We start from the raw sequence: 18,714 nt of genomic DNA, 5'->3' as shown, positions 1-18,714 counted from the left end.
ACCCTGAAATAAAATGAAGGTATTGCGCTTATTTTTTATTTTTTTAATGCTTCATTGGGTACCAATGTTGCGTGCACAGGTATATCCTGTAACCTTCTATGATATTGCCCAGGGCCTCTCTAATAATTCGGTACTTACACTGCATCAGGATACCAATGGTTTTATGTGGATAGGCACCTATGATGGCCTTAACCGTTATGATGGTTATGAGTTTAAGGTTTATCGTAACCGTTTAGGTGATGAATCTTCATTGATAAGTAATAATGTTTACAGCCTTTCTGGAGATAACCAGAACAATATATGGATAGGGACTTCTAAAGGCGGATGTGTGCTGAATCAGGCTACCGAAATTTTTACCCCACTGCAGTTTGTTTCAGGAGGTAAAAAGAAGCAATTGGACGGAGATGTTCACCAGATAAAGAACTTTGGAAAATATGGAATGCTTGCCGGAACTCAGCAATATGGACTAATCTATTTTAATGAAAACTCGCCCTTAGGAACTCCTGTTGCATTACAAAAAAACGGTAAGTCTGTTTATAACTACGATGTGGTGGCACTTCAGCCGGTATCTGATAAAGGTTTTAGTTGGGTTTTTGTACGTAATACAGGCTTGTGTCGGTTTGATATAAAAAAGAAACAACTTACCCCGGAATTATTTACTAATGTAAGAGCAAATTGTATGCTCTCTGATAAAAATGGCCTGTTGTGGATAGGTACCGATGAGGGGCTGTTTAGTTATAATGCAGTAAATAAAAAGCTTTCTGGTAATTATTTACCCAAAACCAGTGTTACAAATCTTTTACAGGATAATCGTTTATTAATGATTGCTACAGATGGAGGTGGTCTTTTTGCGTTAGAGCAGGGGGCTACAGAAGCTGTATCTTACAATACAATAAATTCGCAAACGGTTATAAAAAGTAACGTAGTATATGGCCTTTATAAAGACAGATCAGGCAATAAATGGATAGGTTCTCTGCGTGGAGGAATCAGCGTTATAGGGGCTAATCCTACCAGTTTTTCTACCATTACCTATAAAGGGAATGATACTAATACGCTGGCAGAGAATTTTATACTTTCATTTTGTGAAGATGAAAAGAAAAATCTTTGGATAGGAACAGATGGAGCCGGTTTACGCTATTGGAATCGAAATACTAATACATATACCAATTATAACAAAACATTAGGCTCTAAATACAAGCTTACCAGTAATTTTATTACGGGGTTAATGCATGATGAGGCCAATCGTATTTGGATATCGACCTGGAAAGGAGGGGTAAATCGTATTAATCCTTCAACAGGTACAATAGAATATTTTAACTGCTATAATCCGGTTACAAAGCAAAACGAAAGAAATATTTGGCTTGTTTTTGAAGATTCGCGTAAACATGTTTGGGCCAGCGCTACTAATGAAGGCTGCCTGTATCGTTTTAATACCGGCAGTAATGCTTTCGAAATTTTCGATCCAAAAATCAAGAATCTTCAATGCCTTGCAGAAACCGCAGATGGTAAGCTATGGGGAGGTAATTATACCTCATTATATTGTATAGATGTTACTACCCGAAAGCATAAAGCATACGAAATAGGTTATCCTGTACGAAGTGTATTGGAAGACAGTAAACACCGCCTTTGGGTAGGTACACAAGAGGGGGGCTTGCTTTTATTTGATAGAAATACAGGAAAATATAAGAGATTTTCTACTAATGAAGGACTACCGGGTAATACCATACTCCGTTTACTTGAGGACAAAGACGGCGATCTATGGATGAGCACTTATAATGGCCTTAGTCGTTATGACGCTGATGCCGGTTTATTCATGAATTTTTCTGTTAACGACGGGCTGCAAAGTAACCAGTTTAGTTTTAATGCTGCACTTAAATTATCTTCAGGAGAATTTTTATTTGGTGGTATTAGGGGATTTAACAGTTTTAGGCCTGAACGAATTAAAGAAAGTAAACCTGAAAATAATATACTGCTTGCCGGATTATCTATAAATAATAAGGCAATAGAAAAAAGCCTTGATTTTGTAGAAGGTACAAAGCAAGGACAAATACGTGAAATAAAAATACCGTTTGACCAAACGACTCTTTCTATTGATTTTGTTGAGCCGGACTTTAACAACAGCGATAAAGTAAGTTACGCCTATTTTCTTGAAGGTTGGGACGAACATTGGAATTACGTTGGAAACAGTCGTCGTGCCAATTATACACGCCTGATTGAAGGTGATTATGTATTTAAGGTAAAAACTAAAAATATAAACGGCACATGGAATACACCCGCCTCATTATTATATATAACAGTATTGCCACCGTGGTACCGTAGTTGGTGGGCATATATATTGTATGCTGCTATGGCTATGGGAATTATATATGCTTATATCCGTTACAATAAAAACAAAGAGCAAATGCGATATAAGGTGAAGCTTGCTCAACTGGAAAGCCGTAAAGAAAAAGAAATGGCTGAGAAACAAATGGAAATGTTCACTTATATTTCACATGAATTCCGTACGCCATTATCTCTTATTATAAATCCGCTGCGCAGGGCAGTAAAGAAACCTCTCGATGAGAATCCTGACTTAAGTAATGACCTTGCGGTTGCTCATAGAAATTCACGAAGGTTGCTAAGCCTTGTAGATCAGCTGCTATTATTCCGCAAGGCGGAAAGTGATGCCGATATGCTGAAAATTTCGGCCATAAACCTCAATCATTTATGTAACGAAGTATATCAGTGTTTTGTAAACCAGGCTCGCGAACAAGGGATTGATTTTGTACTGGATATACCCAAAAAGAAGACCGAGATTTTTGGTGATTACGAAAAAATAGAAATTGCATTGTTTAACCTGACGTCAAATGCATTTAAACATACCACTAACGGAGGTACCATTACTTTTAAGCTTGTAGCCCATAACAGCCATGCCGAAGTAAGCATTAGTGATACAGGTTGTGGTATTAATGAAGCCGACCTGCCGCATATCTTTGAAAAATTCCGTAGGGTAAACAGCAAGCCGGTGGCGGGCAGTGGTTTTGGTATCGGGCTTTTTGTGGTAAAACATTTTACCGAAAAACATCACGGAAATGTAAGTTGTCATAGTGTACAGGGGCAGGGGAGTATATTCACCCTGAGTTTCCTTAAAGGGTATGAACATTTTGCAGATATGCCAATTAGTGCCATAAGCCCTAAAATGTCTGAACTTGTTGAAGAATTGTTGGGTGATGCAATAGCAGCATCAGACGAAATCCCTGTAAAAGATACAGTTCCATTACCCGAAAAGGAAATTGTTACTGATAAGAAATCGGTGCTGATAGTAGATGATAATGTAGAAATACGTAGCTATTTAAGCAATTTATTTTCTGCATCCTATATTGTTTTTACTGCTGAAAACGGTGTAAGTGGTTATGAAACAGCCAAAAACAAACGCCCGGATATTATTATAAGTGATATATCTATGGATGAAATGGATGGACTGGAGCTGTGTCGTAAAATAAAGGAAACACCTGAGTTAAATCACCTTCCTGTTATATTGCTTACTGCTACATCGAGCCCGGAGATACATCTTAAAGGTATCTCTGAAGGAGCCGACGATTATATTACCAAACCATTTGACAGCGATATTCTTCTTGCAAGGGTAGAAACTCTTCTTAAAAGCAGGAACAACCTTAAGTCGTACTTCCTGGATGGTATTACCTCCAGAGATGATAATAAGGTTCCGGCAGAATACCGTGATTTTATAAAAAAATGCATAGACATAATAGAGGTAAACCTGGATAATGCAGATTTTAATATTAAAACCTTTGCGCAGCAAATGGGTATGAGCCACCGCAGCCTTTATGATAAAATAAAGCTAATTACAGGGCAAACATTAAATGCTTTCATACGTTCGGTAAGGCTTCGTCGTGCAGCGCTATTAATGCTTACTGAAAACATGAATATAGCCCAGGCGGCAATTCAGGTAGGCTTTGAGGATCAGCAATATTTCCGACAGCAGTTTGTAAAACTGTTCGGCATGACACCTTCTGAATATATTAAGCGTTATAAAGATTCATTTAATCGCGATCATAATATTGTAAAATAATTGTTTTGTTATATCAGCCACGTTTTCGTTGTGATTACTTTTTCGAGAAAGAAAAATGTATTAAGCAACGAAAACGTTTTCTGTTTTTATGTGTTTTTTGAACACTAATTTACCTGTTAAATAATGTTTAAAGTGTAATATGTTGATTTTTAGTGTTTAAAAAATATTTAATTGCGAATTTACCCCCCGTTATTTTCAATTTTACCTACTTAAAATGTCTTTTTACCCCCCTTACTTTGCTAATGAATCAGGTTACTATAACGTTTAAGTTTATTAAAAGCTATTGTAATCCTGATTAAGTTCATTGAAACATCTACATATAGAATAAGACAGGAATATCCTGTTTGAAAGATAAAGTTTGGAGTTAATATTTGGTTTTTTACACCTGCCTGCAGTGTTAGTGAGTTTGCTGCAGGCAGGTTTTATTTAAGATGAAAAACCTCGATTTTGTATTTGCACTAACATTTAAACCAAAATATAAAGCTCATGACTAAAGTAAAACACGATTATTATTTGATAAATTAAATTAACCTTTAAAACTAAACCTCAAATTCCCTTAAACAAAAAGCGGGGGATCTCCTTAAACAAATAGTATTTATGAAAAACACTACGCTTTTAAAATCTAAAAACAGTGTACGGGGGCAGATGCTGCTGCTCATGTGCATGAGTTTAACAGCCGGAACCCTTAAAGCTGCTACACCGCTATCTGGTGCGTACAGCAAATCTTGGTTACAGGCTACCGTAAAAGGTAAAGTAACATCGGCAGACGGTCTTCCTGTACCGGGTGCTACCGTTATGGTAAAAGGAACAACTGTAGTTGTAAGCACAGACCTTGACGGTAATTTTGAAATACCGGCAGCGTCTTCGGATGCAGTGCTTGTAATAAGCAGTGTGGGATTTAAAACCCAGGAAATAGCCGTAAACGGTCAAAGTAACATAAATGTTACTCTTGCAGAAGATAACCAGGAGCTTGACGAAGTAGTAGTTGTAGGTTATGGCGTTAAGAAAAAAGCTACCGTTACCGGATCTATTTCTGAAATTGATGGTAAGCAACTTACAAAAAGCCCTGCGGTAAACGTATCAAACGGTTTTGCGGGGCGTGTATCGGGGGTTATAGCCAGTAACCGTGCCGGTGAGCCGGGTTATGATGATTCAAGTATCACCATTCGTGGTATTAACTCAATGAATGGTAGTGATGTACTGGTTGTTGTAGATGGTGTACCAGGCCAGGTAGGTGGACTTAACAGGCTTAACCCACAAGAGATAGAAAGTATTACCGTGCTTAAAGATGCTTCGGCGGCTATTTACGGTAGCCGTGCGGCAAACGGTGTAATCCTTGTTACTACTAAGAAAGGTAAGAAAGGAAGCAGAATGCAGGTTAGTTATAACTTTGACCAAGGTATTTCTTCGCCTACAAGGCTGCCTAAAATGGCCGATGCTGCTACCTATGCACAGATACTTAACGAAATTGATTATTATAATAACCACTCTTACGGATTAAACCACGCATATACAGAAGAAGATATACAGCAATTCCGTGACGGATCAGATCCTGTAGGCCACCCAAATACTGACTGGGCTAAAGAAACCTTGAAGAAACACTCACTTCAGAGCCAACATAATCTTAACGTACAGGGAGGTAGCGAAAATACCAGTTATTTTTTCTCATTAGGTAAACTTTCTCAGGAAGGTATATACCGTAATGGTGCTACTCACTATGACCAGTATAACGTAAGGACCAATATTGATACTAACGTAAGTGACCGATTTAAAGTTGGTGTTTCACTTTCGGGACGTAAAGAGGACAGGGTATATCCTGTAGCAAGTGCCGGTAATATTTTCCGTAGTATTTACAGGGCATATCCTACCGTGGCAGCATATAACCCTGATGGTTCGCCTACTTCGGGTATAGAGTACAATAACCCTGTACTTATGGCTACAGGTATAGGTGGTCTCACCGAGAACCCAACTTATGTATTTAATGGTATACTTAGGGCAAGCTACGATTTTGGCTTCCTTAAAGGCTTATCAGTAGATGGATTTATGTCGTCAGACGTGAGCCAAAGCTATTCTAAAACGTTCTCTAAACCTTATAACGTTTACGATTATAATCAGGATACAGGTGTTTATACTGCTACTATTGTAGGAGGTAGTGATGAACAAGCAACACTATCAGAGCAACAGTATAACCAAAACATGGAGGTTTATAACATTAAACTAAACTTTAAGCGCCAGTTTGGTAATCACAATGTTGATTCTTTTGTTGGTTATGAGCAAAGTGAAACTAACACTCATACTTTTGGAGCATCAAGAAGGCATTTCCCTACAGTAGAAACACCTGAGCTAAGCCAGGGTGGCGCAGCTGCTACAGACTATGGTAACTGGGGTAGCAGTTACAACTTTACAAGGCAAAGTATTATAAGCCGTTTAGCCTATAACTTTTCTGAAAAGTACCTGTTAGATTTGCAAATGAGGGTTGATGGTTCATCAAACTTCCCAAGTGGTAGCCGTTACGGTTTCTTCCCATCGGTATCTGCGGGTTACCGTATTTCTAAAGAAAACTGGTTTGCAGACAACGTAAAATTCTTTGACGACCTTAAAATCCGTGGTTCATGGGGACAACTGGGTAATGATAATACGGGGGCATTCCAATTCTATGATAACTACAGTTTTAACAACCGTTATGTAGTAGGAGGTGTACTAACTTCGGGTGTAGACCTTACTAAACTTGCTAACCCAGGTATTACATGGGAGAGGGCAACAAAAGTTGACTTAGGTATTAATGCCCGTTTTCTTAAAAACTGGTCAACTGAGGTTACCTATTTTACACAGGACAGGACTAAGATACTTTGGGCAAGGAGCGCTTCAATTCCGGGTTCTACAGGTATAGTTAACCCATATGGGTCAGATCCTCTTGTACCTTCTGAAAACATCGGTGAAATGAAAAGTTCAGGTATTGAAGCCACTTTAGGCTACAGCAAGCAAGGTGATTTCAGTTGGGGTGTATCGGGTAACTTTACGTATGCAAAAAATAAAGTAGTTTATATTGACGAAGCATCGGGTGTACTTGATTACCAAAAGCAGACAGGAAATCCTTATGGAACTTACCTGTTATATGATGCCATAGGCATCTTCCAAACAGATGACCAGGTGGCTAACACGCCTCACGTTACTGGAGCTCAACCAGGAGACCTTATTTACAGGGATGTAAATGGTGACGGTCAAATCACAGCTGACGACATGACTCGCTCTAAATATGGTAACATACCTCAAATGACTTTTGGCCTTGTTGCCGATGCAAGCTACAAAAACTTCGACTTATCAGTAGTTTTCTATGGACAGACTCAGGTGAGCCAGTATGTGCTTCCTGAAAGTGGTACTGTAGGTAACTTCTACAGCAGCTGGGCAGATAACCGCTGGAGCCCTACTAATACAAACGGAACATATCCTCGTGTAAGTGACCGTGCTTCATCTGCAGTAAGCGGTGGTCAGTACCGTAACAACTTCTGGCTAAATGATGCTTCATTTGTAAGGCTTAAAAACGTACAGCTTGGTTATACATTACCATCAGACATCCTTGGTAAATATGGTATTTCAAGCTTTAGGGTATACGCAAGTGGGTTTAACTTGTTTACCATTAGCAAGGTTAAAGATTACGATCCGGAAGGAAACAGCGAAAGCGGTCAGTTCTATCCGCAACAGAAAATCATAAACCTTGGTTTCAACGTTCAATTCTAATAAAAAAACTATGAAAAAAGTAAATATAATGAAGTCAGTAGTGGGTTTTATGGTTTTAGGAGCCATACTTACCGGCTGTGAAAAAGACTTTCTTGATGTAGAGCCTACAAGCGTATTATCTGATGCGGCTGTGTTTTCTGACTCTACTCTTTTTGAAAACTACGTTATAAACCGTTATGTGGGTGTGCGTCTTGGTAATAAAGAAGGCGACTCTAACCAGCCTGGCTTTGGCCGTGGTTTTGAGTACGGTATGTGGAGTTCTATTACAGACGAGTCTATTTATAACAACGACGATAACACCTGGATTATTCAACAAGGTGGTCTTTCGCCCGAAAACCTTGGTATAGCAGGTACACTTTGGGCAAGGAGTTACCGAAGCATCCGTGAAATAAATTATGCTCTTGAAAGGATAAATGAAGTGGGTATGAGTGATACCCGTACAAACAGGCTAATTGCCGAGCTTAAATTTATCAGGGCATTCCGTTATCTTGATTTGATAAGGAACTATGGTAAGGTAGTATTGATTGGAGACCGTGTGTCGCAGCTGAATGATAACCTTCAGGATCCGTTTTTCTTTGATCGCCGCCCTATACAAGAAGGTGTAGACTATACTGTAGCCCAACTTGATGAAGCTATAGCCGGTTTACCGTCATCTAACAGTAACGAGTATGGTGAAGGGCGTGCTACAAAAGGTGCTGCTATGGCTCTCAAAGCAAGGCTACTGTTATATGCAGCAAGCCCACTGTATAACGATGGCGCCAGCAATACTCAGAAATGGGCCGAAGCTGCAGCTGCTAACAAGGCGGTTATGGATTTAGGTACCTATAGCTTATATCAAGGTGGCTATGACAAACTGTTTACTACAGAAGGGAGTAACTCAGAGTATATTTTTGCAAGATTTTATAACCTTACTGCACTTCACCTTGCGCTTGAAATTGCTAACGGTCCTAATGGCTATGGCGGTTGGGGTGGAAATGTACCATTGCAAAACCTTGTTGACGATTATGAAATGGCTGATGGTTCTACCTTTAGTTGGGATAACCCAACACAAGCGGCTGCTCCATACGATAACCGTGATCCACGTTTTTACCAGACAATTTTGTTTAACGGAGCTGCTTACAGGGAACGCAATGTAGAAACGTTCCGCCCGGGAGGTCTTGATAGTCAGGACGGACCAAGTAACTGGAACACTACAAAGAGTGGCTATTACCTAAGGAAATTCCTTCGTGATGATCTTCCTATTATTAACCCGTGGGGTATAGCAGGTGTTCAAAACTGGATTTACATCCGTTACGGTGAAGTACTGCTAAACTATGCAGAAGCACAAAACGAAGCAGTAGGTCCTGACGCGTCAGTTTATGCGGCTATTAATGCAATCAGGGAGCGTGCAGGTATGCCGGATCTTCCTACAGGATTATCTCAGAGCGATATGCGTGATAAAATTCGTCATGAGCGTCGTATAGAACTTGCTTTTGAAGAGCACCGTTTTTACGATGTTAGGCGTTGGATGATTGCCGATGAAATAGAAAACACTCCTGCTTACGGTATGGATGTTACTAAAAATTCAGATGGTTCACTTACCTATACCCGTAAAACTGCGCTTACTGGTAAGAGTTTCCAAACCAAGCATTACTGGCTACCGATACCTAGGACTGAAATCCAGGCATCTAACAACCAGCTGGAACAAAATCCAGGCTATTAATTTTTTATAGGGTTTTTAGCCGGAGGTATAGCTACTATACCTCCGGCTTTTATACCATTATAGGCTACTACTAAAAATACTATGACAAATAATAAAATATACAGCCGCTTATTTGCCAGCTTGCTCTCCGTGTGTTATGCAGCCTGCAGCAATGATGGCGGAAAAGATACCGGCACATCACAACCCGAACAAGGTATAACCTTAACCATAGATGATGCCACGACGTACCAAACAATGGAACACTTCGGTGCATCCGACGCGTGGTCTTGTCAGTTTGTGGGCAATTGGCCAGATTCAAAGAAAAACGCAATTGCCGACCTGCTGTTCAGTACACAAAACGATGCTTCAGGAAATCCACTGGGTATAGGGCTTTCTATATGGAGGTTTAATGTAGGCGCAGGTAGTGCCGAACAGGGTGCAGCAAGTGGAATAGGTGATGAATGGCGCAGGGCAGAATCCTTTCTTAATTCCGATGGCACTTATAATTGGGACAAACAACAGGGACAAGTATGGTTTGCCCAGGCGGCAAAATCACGTGGGGTAGACAAGTTGCTTATTTTTCCTAATAGCCCACCGGTTTCAATAACAAGAAACGGTAAGGCGTTTGCCAGTTCAGGAACCATTATTTCAAATCTTGCTTCAGATAAATATAGCGCTTATGCCGATTATCTTGTAGCTGTAGCACAAGGACTGCAAACGAAAGGGCTGATGCCAAATTATATAAGCCCTATGAACGAACCGCAATGGGACTGGAACGATGGCGGACAGGAAGGGACACCGTTTTATAACAACGAAATAGCCAGTATTACTACACTGCTTAACCAGAAAATAGAAGACAGTAACCTTAATGCTACCATTAGTCTTGGTGAAGCCGGACAAATAAATTATTTATACGAAGTAGGTAACAGGCCCGGCCGTGCCGACCAGATAAAAGATTTCTTTACTGCGGGTTCGGCTAATTATGTAGGTAACCTTTCTAAAGTAGAACCAAAAATTGCAGGGCACAGTTATTTTACCACTTCGCCTTTTGCTACTATGGTGAGCCAGAGGCAGCAGCTTGCATCGGCTGTGAGTCAGGTAAGCGGACTTAAATACTGGATGTCAGAATATTGTATACTTGGTGATAACGCTGGGGAAATCAATGGAAATGGTCGTGATTTAGGAATAAATCCCGCATTATACCTTGCCAAGGTAATACATGCCGACTTATCAGTAGCAAATGCTACAGCCTGGCACTGGTGGCTTGCAATTTCACCATATGATTATAAAGACGGTCTTATTTATATTGATAAAGAAAAGACGGATGGTAATTACTATAAAAGTAAAATGCTATGGGCACTGGGTAACTACAGCCGATTTATAAGGCCGGGTTACCAAAGGGTGAAAATAAGCAGCTCTAAAGGCGATAGTTCAAATGAAAACTTCCTGTATTCAGCGTATAAAGACCCGGCTACAGGTAAGTTGGTTACAGTCGTAATAAATTCATCGGCACAACCGGTAAGCTTTACATTAAAAAAAGGAACTAGAAGCCTTACAGGCTTAAAAGGATATATAACATCATCTGACAAGGAATTGCAAATGCAAAACCTTACTGATGGCGAAGCAATAACATTGCCTGCACGCAGTATTATTACCATTACAACCGGAGGGTTGTAAAACACAATAATGAGGAAAAAGGAATTAACAACAGCACAATCAAAAATGCCAATAAGAGTGAATACTACAACAAAATTTTTACTTGCCGCATTAAACGCAACCTGGATGGCTGCAGTAGGGCAGGTTTCATTTGGCCAACCACAAAAAATAAACGATAACTGGAAATTTGCACTGGAAGACAAGCAGGAAGCTAAGGAAGTTTCTTATGCTGATACCGACTGGCAAACGCTTAATCTTCCGCATGACTGGAGCATAAAAGGACAGCTAAGCCCCACGCTGGCAAGCTGTACCGGTTACCTGCCTGGAGGAATAGGGTGGTACCGTAAAAGCCTTAATGTACCGGCTGCTAAAAAAGGCGAAAAGGTATACCTGTATTTTGAAGGTGTATACAACCGTAGCGAAGTGTTTATTAACGGGCATTCACTGGGAAAACGCCCTAACGGTTATGTTTCATTTAGCTATGATGCTACCCCGTATATAAACTTTGGTGGAGATAACACCATTGCTGTGCGTGTAGACCATAGCCAAAGTGCCGACTCACGCTGGTATACAGGTTCGGGCATATATCGCGATGTATTTGTAGTATACGCAAACCCCGTACACATTAACCAATGGGGTGTATATACCTATCCTGAGGTTAAAGGAAAGTCTGGACTACTGAATGTTGAAGTTGAAGTAGAGAACGGCCTTGATAAAAAATCGGGTGTTACCGTAGTAAATGAGCTTGTAGATAAAAACGGTAAAGTAGTAGCAAAAAACTCGCAAAAGCTGAGCGTTGCTGCCAATGCAAAAGATAAGGTAGCTACCCAGCTTAAAGTGAGCAACCCGCTGCTTTGGGATTTGAATAACCCTAACCTGTATACCTTAAAAACTACTGTACTTAAAGACGGTAAGCAGATAGACGCCACGGCTACCCAAACGGGTTTCCGTACGTTTACATTCGACCCTGATAAAGGTTTTGCGCTAAACGGCGAGTGGATGAAAATGAAAGGTGTATGCCTTCACCATGATGCAGGTGTACTTGGATCTGCTGTGCCGGATGAAGTTTGGAAAACCAGGCTGCAAACCCTTAAAAATATAGGGGTAAACGCTATACGTACCAGCCATAATCCACAGGCTCCTATATTCTATGAACTGTGCGATGAGTTAGGTATATTAGTACTAAACGAAGCCTACGACGAATGGGAATATCCTAAGCGTAAGTGGTTAACCGGCTGGAACGTTGGCACGCCGGGCTTCCAGGGGTCTTATGATATTTTTGCCGACTGGGCAGAGAAAGACCTTGAAGATATGGTGCGCCGCGACCGTAACCACCTTTCGGTTTGGGGATGGAGTATCGGTAACGAGGTAGATTATCCTAATGATCCTTATTCGCACCCTGTACTTGATGGTGGCAAAGACGGCTTTGGCCAACCTGCTTACGGTGGCTACAAAAAAGACGCCCCCGATGCCATGCGACTTGGTGGAATTGCTAAAAAACTCGTTGCGGTAGTTAAGAAATTTGATAAATCACGTGTTACCACAGCAGGCCTTGCCGGTGTAGCCATGAGTAACGAAACCGAATATCCTTTTGTTATTGATGTAACAGGCTACAACTATACTGAAAGTAAGTATATATCAGACCATAAAAAATTCCCTAAGCGCGTTATTTACGGTAGTGAAACCGTACACGACCTGGAGCCTTGGCTGGCTGTTAAAAACAACGAGCACATCTTTGGCCAGTTCATCTGGACGGGTATAGACTATCTTGGTGAATCTGGGGCATGGCCATCGCGCGGGTTCTACTCCGGCCTGGTAGATTTTGCCGGACAAATAAAGCCCCGTGGGTATTTCCGCCAATCGCTTTGGTCGGATAAGCCAATGTCCTATATTGGTACTTACCCAACGCCAAACCATGAAAGACAGCCATCTAAAGATGCATGGGATGTATGGAACTATGAAGATGGGCAAAATATACGTGTAGTAGCCTATACTAACGCTGCCAAAGCCCGCCTGGAGCTTAACGGTAAGCAGGTAGGTGATGTAAAAGCGTACGACGAAAAAACAGGAATTATCGTTTGGGATGTACCTTTTAAAGCCGGTAAACTTGAGGTTATCGGCCTTGATAACAACGGAAAAGAGGTAAGCCGTTATGCTATCAACTCGTCTAAGCAACCTGCTGCTTTGCTAGTTAAGCAAAAAGGTATTATCGTTAGTAAAGATAAAGGCGTGGCGCAGGTATTGCTGCAGGTGGTTGACGAAGATGGTATTCCTGTAATGCTGTCTGATAATGAAGTAACCTGTACCGTTAGTGGATCCGGTAAATTACTGGGGCTTGAAGCCGGTAACAATACTGATATGACTGATTATACTGACAATGTACAGCGTGTACTGCACGGTCATATATTGGCATACATTCAGTCAACGGGTGAGGCAGGTACGATAAACGTCAAATTTACAAGTCCTTGGCTGAAACCAGTAGAAACTACTATTACCGTAAAGTAATTTATGAAGAAAATAATTTTTAGCCTACTTTCACTAGTAACCTTATCTATGCCTGCTGCTGCACAAACAGATAGCAGGCCTAAGGACGAGGTGGCCTATTTGTTTACTTATTTTACAGGAAATACTGTAGAAGAAGAAGCCATACGCTTCGGGGTAAGCCTTGATGGTTACCATTTTTATGCATTGAACAATAACAACCCGGTCATTGATTCCAAAAAAATCAGCTCTACCGGTGGTGTGCGCGACCCACACATTATGCGTGGCCCAGATGGTGTTTTCCGTATGGTGGTTACCGATATGACCTCTAATAAAGGCTGGGACAGCAACCGTGCTATGGTTTTGCTAAAGTCTGCCGACCTTATTAACTGGACGTCTTCTGTTGTAAACATCCAGAAAACCTATCCCGGTAACGACGACCTGAAACGCGTGTGGGCACCACAGACCATCTTTGATAAGGCAGCCAATAAATACATGGTATATTTTTCCATGCAGCACGGCAATGGCCCGGATATTATTTACTACGCCTATGCCAATGCTGATTTTACAGCCTTAGAGAGTGCACCAAAAGTACTTTTTAAACCAAAATCGGGCAGGGCTTGCATTGATGGTGATATTATAGAAAAAGACGGTATGTACCATTTGTTTTATAAAACCGAAGGTGGTACTAACGGTATTAAGGTAGCTACAACAACAAACCTTACATCAGGTATTTGGGCAGAGAAAGACGAGTACCTGCAACAAACTACAGAAAGTGTAGAAGGAGCAGGGGTGTTTAAACTGAATAATTCTGACACCTATATACTGATGTATGATGTGTACATGAAAGGTAAATACCAGTTTACCAAAAGTACCGACCTGGAGCATTTTTCTTTGATTGACAACGAAATCAGTATGGACTTTAATCCGCGTCACGGTACGGTAATGCCGATTACCCGAACAGAGCTAAAAAGATTGCTGGCTAAATGGGGTACTCCTGCTAAACTACCACACCTAAACAACAACCCGGTGCTGGAGGGGTACTATGCCGACCCTGAGATTTTGTATTCTAATAAGACAAAAAAATACTACCTGTACCCAACCAGCGATGGTTTCGACGGGTGGTCGGGCAAGTATTTCAAGACGTTTTCATCTACAAATCTTGTAGACTGGAAAGACGAAGGTAAAATCATTACACTGGGTAAAGATGTAACCTGGGCCGACCGCAATGCGTGGGCGCCATGTATTATTGAGAAGGAAGTAAAAAAAGGCCAGTACAAATATTACTACTACTTTACTGCGGCACAGAAAATAGGTGTTGCTGTGTCTGACAATCCTACGGGGCCGTTTAAAGACAGTGGTAAACCTATTGTAGCTACACGTCCGGAAGGGCAAAAAGGCGGCCAGGAGATAGACCCTGACGTGTTTCACGACCCGGTAAGCGGTAAGTTTTACCTGTATTGGGGTAACGGTTACTGTGCTGTAGCCGAACTTAACAATGACATGGTTACCATTAAGCCCGAAACAGTTAAGGTTATTACGCCTACAAAAAGTTACAACGAGGGTACGTATGTATTTTACCGTAAGGGTACGTATTACCTTACTTGGTCTGAAAACGACACCCGCAGCCCTGATTACCAAGTGCATTATGCAACTTCTAAATCACCGCTGGGTCCATGGACATTGCCAACTGAAAACCTGGTGCTGAGTAAAGATGCCTATGCTGGTATTTATGGTACAGGCCACCATTCGGTTCTGCAATTGCCGGGTAAGGATGAATGGTATATTGTGTACCACAGGTTCCCATACCCTAAGGGCATTACCATGGGCGATGCAGCCGGCTTCCACCGTGAGGTATGTATCGACAAGCTGGAGTTTAATGCCGATGGTAGCATCAAACCTACTGTACCTACACACCAGGGTATTGAGCCTGTTAAATAAGAGTCTCGTTTAAATTACCTTATAGATTGTTAATCCCGTTTCGCGAAAGTGGAACGGGATTTTTAATACCAGGATGACTGTGTTCCATTTCGAGCGAAACCTAGTGGGGCCGAGAAATCTCATGTATCAAGTTGATTCGTTAACAGATGTCACAACTCCGCTGCGCTGCGTTCGACATGGAAGAGAGGTACCTAAGATTCCGCCTGTCGTTTCGCTACTTTTTCACCAATAACCTGCGCTATGGGTTTGTTGTATATATTACTTTCCAACCACGAAATAAGATCCAGGTAGAGGAATGCACGGCGCTCAAACGGGTCTTTTTCAAACTTCTTCAGGGTTTCAAGCAGCTCTATAAAACGGCGTTTTATAAGCAGCGGCGAAACATTGGACAATCCTTTCAGGAAATCGATAACTGCCCGTTGTACACCGTGCAGGTCGTTCATTTTAATCAGGAAGTTGTACGTGGTGCGTATTAGTGCTTCCAGCCTGTAATCAAGACCGGCCTGGTAGTGTGCGGCAAGGTTCAGCATATGGGCAAAGCACATCAGGTCTTCGCGTATCTGGGTCGTTTTACTGTTGATGATTTTCTTCAGGTAAAAAATACACTTGGTATATTCCTGCGTACCAAAATGATAGCACGCTATTTTATAGTATAGCACCATAACATGGTGGTCGTCTATTTTGTCCTTGTAACGGTCGAGTTTTTTGTGGATGGTTTCCAGCAGTTCCTCACCGCCGCTAAACTGCGCCCGCATAAAACGCAGGTTCAGCTTGTTGGCATATACATACAAGAATGACAATACAATTATGTTGTCGTCTTCGGGTATGGGTTCACTGCCCAGTATTTCTTCAAAACGATCCAGTGCCTTTTCAAACTGCTCCACACGGTTCAGGTAGTATAATGATTCCAGCACGTAGTGATTGCCTTTAATGTAAAAAACCGGGTGTACAGTAATCAGGTGCGGGTTCTTTTCAAATAAACCTACCCAGCGTGTGGCGTAGCGGTAACAGGCAATGAAATCCTGCGTAATGAAACTGAACCAAAGGTACGACTGGTACAGCCATAGCTTTTCGCGAAAGCCCAGTTTTTCGGCATCATATTCGGGCAGGTGCTTAAAAAAGTGGCGCGATACAGCCTGTGCTTCCTCATCGGTACGGGCATAGCCATTTTTCAGGAAAATGTTGTACATATCCAGTGCCAGGCTGCTCAGCTGGCTCGCTATGTTGTTCAGGTAAGTAAGCTCATTCGTCTGGTCGATAAGTATATCGGCACGATTGCTGCGGCTTCGTGTAATGTATTGCGATTCTATAATTTTTTCCAGATCTAGGATTTCGTAGCCAAGGTTTTTTTCCTCGTACATTAGCGCCTGGCTTTTTAGTTTATCCAACAGCTTCAAACATTGCTGGTACAAGCCCTTACGGTATAGTATCATGGCAAAGTCGAACTGCTCGCGGAGTTGTAAGGGTATGTTACGTTTACTGGGGTTAAGGCGCAGGCTGGTCAGTATCTGGTGGTAAAGGTGCGCCTTAACGTTGCTTAGTTGCTCCTTACTGATTTTTGTAGCTTTCAGCAGCGCAGCCTCATCGTATTCTTTTTGGGCTGACAGTACTTTAAAAAGATTTAGGAACTTACTGTCATTATTGGCTTGTAAGCGGTTTACAAATAACGAAAACTGCCGCTTTTCTGAGGCGGAAAGCGACTTAATCAATATAAAAAGGTTATCTGTAAGCTGGTTACGATTTTTCATTTGTCATCACATCAATCTCCATCAAATATAACCAAAAAACGATAATGTCTGTTAATTATTATGAATGCATATTAATTTTGGATAACATAAAAATATAGTATTTAAAACATTGAAAATCAAAAATATAAAGTTTTAAATACTGCATTGGATGTCGTAAATAGGTTTTTAATATAAAAGCGCTTGTACTTAGGTTGGTTACTTTAGCAATAGTTAAACCACGAAAGACTATGAATACTGAGCATATTGACATTTTCGACACCACGCTGCGCGACGGCGAGCAGGTCCCTGGATGTAAATTGAATACGGCACAAAAACTAAAAATAGCCGATGCATTGGATAACCTCGGGGTAGATATTATTGAAGCAGGTTTCCCGGTTTCAAGTCCGGGCGACTTTCAGTCGGTTGAAGAAATTGCCAAGCTCGTAAAAAATGCTGCGGTTTGCGGACTTAGCCGGGCGGTAAAAAATGATATTGAGGTTGCTGCCCAGGCATTAAAACATGCCAAACGTCCGCGTATACATACCGGAATAGGCACGTCTGATTCGCACATAAAGCATAAGTTTAATTCAACACGTGAAAGGATTATAGAACAGGCAGTTGAAGCGGTTAAATTTGCGCGTAACTTTACATCAGATGTGGAGTTTTATGCAGAAGATGCTGGGCGTACAGACAATGCTTTTTTGGCTGAAGTTTGTACTGCCGTAGTTAAGGCAGGGGCTACCGTACTGAATATTCCTGATACTACCGGTTACTGCCTTCCGGATGAATACGGAGCCAAAATAAAATACCTTACAGAGCATGTTGTGGGTATAGAAAAAGTAAAGCTTTCGTGCCACTGCCATAACGACCTTGGTTTGGCTACAGCCAATGCCATTGCAGGTGTTATTAACGGTGCAAGGCAAATAGAATGTACTATTAACGGAATAGGCGAGCGTGCCGGAAATACAGCCCTTGAAGAAGTAGTGATGATACTTAGACAACACCCGGCACTGCACCTTTCCACAAACATAAAAACACAGCAACTTACTGCTATGAGCCGCATGGTAGCTCAGGAAATGGGAATGTCTGTACAGGCGAATAAAGCCATAGTAGGGGAGAATGCCTTCGCGCACAGTTCGGGTATCCACCAGGATGGTGTGATTAAAAACCGTGAAACCTACGAGATTATAGACCCTGCCGATGTAGGCGTTACCGAATCGTCTATAGTGCTTACGGCACGCAGTGGTCGTTCGGCATTGGCATATACCGCCAAGAAAATTGGTTACGAACTTACCAAGAACGACCTTGATATTATTTACCTTGAATTCCTGAAATTTGCCGATAACTGCAAGCAGGTACAGGATAACGACCTGCACCAGATTATAGCGCTGTCTAAAAGCAGGCTGCAAATAAACTATTAA

8 protein-coding genes are annotated in these 18,714 nt (G+C 41.5%); 7 read left to right on the top strand and 1 reads right to left on the bottom strand.

Annotation, left to right across the window (positions count from 1 at the left end; all coding sequences use genetic code 11):
• Positions 1–64: 64 nt before the first annotated feature.
• The 6 genes from ACLI1A_RS10710 (at position 65) to ACLI1A_RS10685 (ending at position 15,566) form a co-directional block, all read left to right on the top strand.
• Entirely contained in the window at positions 65–4,069 is a 4,005-nt protein-coding gene (locus ACLI1A_RS10710) for a two-component regulator propeller domain-containing protein (RefSeq protein WP_411408646.1), read from the top strand.
• 597 nt (positions 4,070–4,666) lie between these two features.
• Positions 4,667–7,807, top strand: a complete 3,141-nt coding sequence (locus ACLI1A_RS10705; protein ID WP_411408645.1) for a SusC/RagA family TonB-linked outer membrane protein — start codon at positions 4,667–4,669, stop codon at positions 7,805–7,807.
• Positions 7,808–7,817: 10 nt separating this feature from the next.
• The gene (locus ACLI1A_RS10700) at positions 7,818–9,509 is read left to right on the top strand and encodes a RagB/SusD family nutrient uptake outer membrane protein (RefSeq protein ID WP_411408644.1); all 1,692 of its coding nucleotides are present in this window, start codon (positions 7,818–7,820) and stop codon (positions 9,507–9,509) included.
• A gap of 81 nt (positions 9,510–9,590) precedes the next feature.
• The gene (locus ACLI1A_RS10695) at positions 9,591–11,165 is read left to right on the top strand and encodes a glycoside hydrolase family 30 protein (RefSeq protein ID WP_411408643.1); all 1,575 of its coding nucleotides are present in this window, start codon (positions 9,591–9,593) and stop codon (positions 11,163–11,165) included.
• Positions 11,166–11,222: 57 nt separating this feature from the next.
• On the top strand, positions 11,223–13,649 hold the full coding sequence (locus ACLI1A_RS10690; protein WP_411408642.1) for a sugar-binding domain-containing protein: 2,427 nt from the start codon (positions 11,223–11,225) through the stop codon (positions 13,647–13,649).
• A 3-nt stretch (positions 13,650–13,652) separates the two neighbouring features.
• A complete protein-coding gene (locus tag ACLI1A_RS10685) occupies positions 13,653–15,566 on the top strand; it encodes a family 43 glycosylhydrolase (RefSeq protein WP_411408641.1) in 1,914 nt (637 codons plus the stop codon).
• Between the two features lie 191 nt (positions 15,567–15,757).
• Here ACLI1A_RS10685 and ACLI1A_RS10680 read toward each other — a convergent pair whose 3' ends face one another.
• Positions 15,758–17,314 (bottom strand): hypothetical protein, encoded by a 1,557-nt coding sequence (locus ACLI1A_RS10680; protein WP_411408640.1) that lies wholly within the window; start codon positions 17,312–17,314, stop codon positions 15,758–15,760.
• Between the two features lie 227 nt (positions 17,315–17,541).
• On the opposite strand from ACLI1A_RS10680, the gene ACLI1A_RS10675 reads away from it, so the two are divergent.
• Positions 17,542–18,714 (top strand): 2-isopropylmalate synthase, encoded by a 1,173-nt coding sequence (locus ACLI1A_RS10675; protein WP_411408639.1) that lies wholly within the window; start codon positions 17,542–17,544, stop codon positions 18,712–18,714.

Origin of the sequence: Flavobacterium sp. RHBU_3 (assembly GCF_046613565.1) — a bacterium.
GTDB lineage: Bacteria > Bacteroidota > Bacteroidia > Flavobacteriales > Flavobacteriaceae > Flavobacterium.
The sequence above is the reverse complement of the archived record's forward strand: the minus strand, read 5'-3'. Positions and strand labels throughout refer to the sequence as shown.

Excerpts from the sequence above, each read along its gene's own strand:
- ACLI1A_RS10675 (WP_411408639.1), top strand. The coding sequence starts at position 17,542 with ATGAATACTGAGCATATTGACATTTTCGACACCACGCTGCGCGACGGC.
- ACLI1A_RS10705 (WP_411408645.1), top strand. The coding sequence starts at position 4,667 with ATGAAAAACACTACGCTTTTAAAATCTAAAAACAGTGTACGGGGGCAG.
- ACLI1A_RS10680 (WP_411408640.1), bottom strand. The coding sequence starts at position 17,314 with ATGAAAAATCGTAACCAGCTTACAGATAACCTTTTTATATTGATTAAG.
- ACLI1A_RS10695 (WP_411408643.1), top strand. The coding sequence starts at position 9,591 with ATGACAAATAATAAAATATACAGCCGCTTATTTGCCAGCTTGCTCTCC.
- ACLI1A_RS10700 (WP_411408644.1), top strand. The coding sequence starts at position 7,818 with ATGAAAAAAGTAAATATAATGAAGTCAGTAGTGGGTTTTATGGTTTTA.
- ACLI1A_RS10685 (WP_411408641.1), top strand. The coding sequence starts at position 13,653 with ATGAAGAAAATAATTTTTAGCCTACTTTCACTAGTAACCTTATCTATG.
- ACLI1A_RS10710 (WP_411408646.1), top strand. The coding sequence starts at position 65 with ATGTTGCGTGCACAGGTATATCCTGTAACCTTCTATGATATTGCCCAG.